The sequence below is a fragment of the Curtobacterium flaccumfaciens genome, from assembly GCF_051548005.1.
In the GTDB taxonomy this organism is placed as follows: Bacteria; Actinomycetota; Actinomycetes; order Actinomycetales; family Microbacteriaceae; genus Curtobacterium.
On sequence record NZ_JBPUGH010000207.1, the window covers coordinates 1 to 4,673 of the forward strand.

Below are 4,673 nucleotides of genomic sequence, written 5' to 3' on the forward strand. Positions count from 1 at the left end.
GGCCCGCACCGTGCCTCCCGGCCGCCAGTGGGCGCGCCGCCCACGACGAGCGCTGCGCGCTGTCCTGTCCTGTGGCCCCGCCTGCTCCGCCGTCGATGCCCGGGCACCCTGGATGCCCGGGTGCGCCCGGGCGGTCGGGGGACGCGCGGCCTCGGCTCGTGCGCGGCCGGACGGCGCATCCTCGGTGCATGACCGACGACGACGCCCCTTCGTTCCCCGGCGGGTCCTACCGCCTCGCCGACGACCTCGAGCTCACCCGGTTCGGGTACGGCGCGATGCAGCTCGCCGGCCCGAACGTCTTCGGACCGCCGAAGGACCACGACGAAGCCGTGCGGGTCCTCCGAGCGGTCGTCGACGCGGGGATCACGCACATCGACACGGCAGACTTCTACGGGCCGCACGTCACCAACGAGCTCATCCGCGAGGCCCTGCACCCCTACCCGGAGCAGCTCCACCTCGTGACGAAGGTCGGCACGCGCCGCGACGACAAGGGCCGGTGGCCGCAGGCCCGCGAGCCGGAGCAGCTCGTCGAGCAGGTGCACGACAACCTCCGGAACCTCGGGCTCGAGCAGCTCGAGGTGGTGAACCTCCGGGTGGGCGGCTTCGACGCGCCGGAGCCCGGCAGCCTGGCGCCGCAGTTCGAGGCGCTCGCCGAACTGCAGCGGCAGGGGCTCATCCGGCACCTCGGCCTCTCGACGGTCACCGCCGAGCAGCTCGCGGAGGCGCAGGGCATCGCACCGGTGGTGTGCGTCCAGAACATGTTCAACGTGGCGCGGCGGGAGGACGAAGCACTCGTGGAGGCGACGGCGGAGCAGGGCATCGCCTACGTGCCGTACTTCCCGCTCGGCGGCTTCTCGCCGATCGACTACGCCACGCTCGACCACGTGGCGGACCGGTTGCACGTCTCGCGGACGACCGTCGCGCTCTCGTGGCTGCTGAAGCGCTCGCCGAACATCCTGCTCATCCCGGGGACGTCGTCGGTGGAGCACCTGCACGAGAACATCGCCTCGGCGGGGTTCGACCTGCCGCCGGACGCCGTGGCCGAGCTCGAAGCCCTCGGCGCCGCCTGACAGCACGCGCGGCCGACGCACGCCGCGTGACGGCGCGCGCGGCCGATGCACGCCCGATCGCCGTCGCCTCAGCCCACGGTCGCGAGCGCGAACGGCAGCACGGCCGACGCCCCCGCCCGCCGGAGTTCCCGCCCGGCCACCGTCACGGTCCACCGGCTGTCGACCAGGTCGTCCACGAGGAGCACCGGCCCCTGGTGCGACTGCAGCGCGGCTGCCAACTCCGGACCCACCACGAAGGTGTCCCACACGCCGGAGAGCCGGTACGCGCTGTTCGTCGCGCCGTCGCCCCTCGGGGTCCCGCCGGACCGTTCGAGCGTGCCGAGGAACTGCAGCCGCCCGATCGAGGACAACGCCTGCGCGAGCGAGGCGACCAGCTCCGGGCGGGATCGCGACGACATCGCCACGACGCCCGTCGGCCGCTCGGCCCACGGCCAGTCCTTGAGCGCCCGGACGCACCCGTCGACGAGCTCCTTCGACACCGGGCCGTCGGGCGTCGACGCCGCGAAGAGCGCACGAAGGGGACCGCCCCAGCCGAGGTCGGTCAGGCGGGCGACCGCACGCCCGGGCTCGACGAGCTCGTCCGCGCCGATCTTGCCGCGGACCGGGACACCGAGCGCGCTCATGCCCGACGGCCACTGGGCGCGCGGCGCGATCTCGACCCCGACCTTGTCGAGCGCCGCGGCCGCACCGGAGGCGTCGGAGGACGACACGTCGGTCGGGTACCAGACGCCCGCGCAGTTGTCGCAGCGGCCGCAGGGCTCGGCCGAGGGGTCGTCGAGGTCCTGCTGCAGGAGCTGCATCCGGCACGCCGAGGTCGACTCGTACGTGAGCATCGAGGCCGCCTCGGCCGCACGGGCGGCGGCGACCCGCTCGTACCGCGCTGCGTCGTACTCCCACCGCTGCCCGGTCGCGATCCAGCCGCCGGTGACCCGCTGCACGGCGCCGTCGACGTCGAGGACCTTGAGCAGGAGCTCGAGCGTCGACCGCTTGATGTCGACCAGCCCCTCCAACGCGACGGTCGAGAGTGCCGAACCGGACGCGGACAGGGCGTCGAGCACCGCGGCGGCGCGCGCCTCGGTCGGCATCGAGGCACTCGCGAAGTACTGCCAGATCTCGGTGTCCTCGCGGCCGGGCAGGAGCAGCACGTCGGCGTTGTCCGTCGCACGCCCGGCGCGGCCGATCTGCTGGTAGTACGCGACGGGGGAGGACGGCGCCCCGACGTGCACGACGAACCCGAGGTCGGGCTTGTCGAACCCCATGCCCAGCGCGCTCGTCGCGACCAGGGCCTTCAGCTCGTTGCCCTTCAGCTGCTGTTCGAGCTGCTCGCGTTCCTCGGTGTCGGTGCGCCCCGTGTAGGCGCGGACGGCGTACCCGTTCTCGCGCAGCAGCCGGGCGACGTCCTCGGCAGCGGAGACCGTCAGCGTGTAGATGATGCCGCTGCCGGGCAGGTCTCCGAGGTGTGCGAGCAGCCAACCGAGGCGCTGCCGTGCGTCCGGGAGCGTGAGCACCCCGAGCCGGAGCGACGCGCGCGCCAGGGACCCCCGGATCGTGAACACGGGGTCGTCGGGGCCGGCCGTCAGCTGTTCGGCGACGTCCTCGACCACGCGCTCGTTCGCGGTGGCCGTCGTCGCGAGCACCGGCACGCCGTGCGGCAACGAACGGATGAGCTCGGCGAGCCGGCGGTAGTCCGGGCGGAAGTCGTGGCCCCAGTCGGAGATGCAGTGCGCCTCGTCCACGACGAGCATGCCCATGCGGGCGATCAGCGTCGGCAGCTGTTCGTCACGGAACCGCGGGTTGTTGAGCCGCTCGGGGGAGACGAGCAGCACGTCGACCTCGTCACGGGCGAGCGCCGCCTGCGTCTCGCCCCACTCGTGCGCGTTCGCGGAGTTGATCGACACCGCGCGCACCCCGGCCCGTGCGGCGGCAGCCACCTGGTCACGCATCAGGGCGAGGAGCGGCGACACGAGCACGGTCGGCCCACCACCGCGCCGACGGAGCAGCAGCGTCGCCAGGAAGTACACCGCGGACTTGCCCCACCCGGTGCGCTGGACGACGAGGGCGCGCTGCCGGTGCTCGACGAGCGCCGAGATCGCCTCGAGCTGCCCGGGGTGGAACACCGCGTCGGGGCGACCCGTGAGCGCAGCGAGGGCCTGCTGCGCCTCGGCGGCGAGATCCGCGGAGGGCGGGGCGATGCCGACGGGCAGCGCGCCGCCGGCCAGCGCATCACCGGCCAGCGCATCACCGGAACCGGGCGAGTCGACGGTCGGAGCCGTGTCGGAGGAGTCCATGACCCCATCGTGTCAGGAGCGACCGACGGAACCCGACCCGCGCCTCCCGGCTGTGGACGAGCGATCCCCGTCCACAGCGAGCCTCACTGGTAGGTGATGAGCGACGGACTCGGCAGCACGTCCCGCATCGTCTGCTCCGGGGACAGCATCGGCTGGTCCTCGTCGATGAAGTTCTTCCAGCCCCAGTGCACGCCCGCCGGAGCGGCCTCGTGCAGTGCCTTCCACGTCGCCTGCTTCTCCGGCTGCGACCCCTGCCCGTCCACGTGGACGAGCACGTCGAGCTCCGGATGCTGCACGAGCGACGAGCGGTCCTGGATCATCGCCGAGCGGAACTGGTGCAGCACGAACGCCTTCGGCGGCAGCCCCTCCTCCCGCACGAGGTCGGCGAGCCAGTCGGACACGCGGTTCACCTCGTCGGCGCTCACGGTGCCGATCTGGCGCAGCGGCACCTGGTCCTCCGCGAGCCGCCACTCCGGGTCGAGCGCCAGCCACACGCCCGGCTTCGCGAGGAGGGACTCGTACCGCTTCGCCTGGCTGAGGAAGTCCGACCGGCCGGGCTGGAGGTCGAGGATCACCGGCATCCCCGCGTCGTGCGCGGCGTCGACGTACGGTTCGAGCGTGGACGCGGGCAGCTCGGTCGAGTAGTCCCCGTCCGCGCCGGCGTCACCCGCGGCGACCGTCGCGATGACCTCCATCGCGGGCGTGACCGGCTCGTCCGAGACGTCGTCGTACCGGTGCGCGAGCGCCTCGGCGCGCTCGACCGTCGCCTGTGGGTCCTGCTCGCCGAGGACACCGAGCACCGGCGCTCCGGGCGCGCCGTAGAGGGCGACGTACCGGTGCCCGTCGAACGGACGCTGGCCGCCGTGCGGCAGCTGCCAGCCGCTGCGCGCGGCGCGGACCGTCCAGTCCGGGTCGGACAGGGCGTCGAACGTCGTCCCCACGAGCACGGTCGGGTGGTCCTTCCGCTCGTGCAGCGCCGTCACGACGTCCGGTGCCGCCGCCGGGTCGGTCACCCCCTTCGGCATCGCCACGACCTGCGCACCGGCAGCGCGCGCGGTCGCGACGACCGCTGCGTCCGCACTGCGGTCCGCCACCACCACGGTCGCCGGCCGGGAGGCACGGGTCGACCCCGGCGCGCGCGTCCCCTCGGGCGCCTGCCGCCGTTCGACGTCCGTGTCGAGGGACACGTCGCCCTCGGCCTGGTACCAATGGGCGCCGAGGCGGTCGAGTTCGCGGGCCACGGCGCGCGCCGTGCGGCCGTCGCTGCCGCCGGCGTCGGCGTCGGTCACGAGCGCGGGCACGTGCGCCCGTTTCG

The 4,673-nt window shown here is 73.8% G+C and carries 3 protein-coding genes; 1 reads left to right on the forward strand and 2 read right to left on the reverse strand.

From position 1 onward, the window contains the following. The first annotated feature begins 188 nt into the window (after positions 1–188). Positions 189–1,070, forward strand: coding sequence for an oxidoreductase (locus tag ACSW7Y_RS16260; protein ID WP_438127280.1), 882 nt, complete (start codon positions 189–191; stop codon positions 1,068–1,070). A gap of 68 nt (positions 1,071–1,138) precedes the next feature. Here the strand turns inward: ACSW7Y_RS16260 and ACSW7Y_RS16265 are convergent, their stop codons facing one another. Both ACSW7Y_RS16265 and ACSW7Y_RS16270 read right to left on the reverse strand, forming a co-directional pair. After that, positions 1,139–3,358, reverse strand: coding sequence for a RecQ family ATP-dependent DNA helicase (locus ACSW7Y_RS16265; RefSeq protein ID WP_438127281.1), 2,220 nt, complete (start codon positions 3,356–3,358; stop codon positions 1,139–1,141). 83 nt (positions 3,359–3,441) lie between these two features. Beyond that, positions 3,442–4,673 (reverse strand): hypothetical protein (locus ACSW7Y_RS16270; RefSeq protein ID WP_438127282.1); only part of this gene is annotated, 1,232 nt, incomplete at its 5' end.

Coding starts and splice junctions, on each gene's coding strand:
- ACSW7Y_RS16265 (WP_438127281.1), bottom strand. CDS start 3,358: ATGGACTCCTCCGACACGGCTCCGACCGTCGACTCGCCCGGTTCCGGT.
- ACSW7Y_RS16260 (WP_438127280.1), top strand. CDS start 189: ATGACCGACGACGACGCCCCTTCGTTCCCCGGCGGGTCCTACCGCCTC.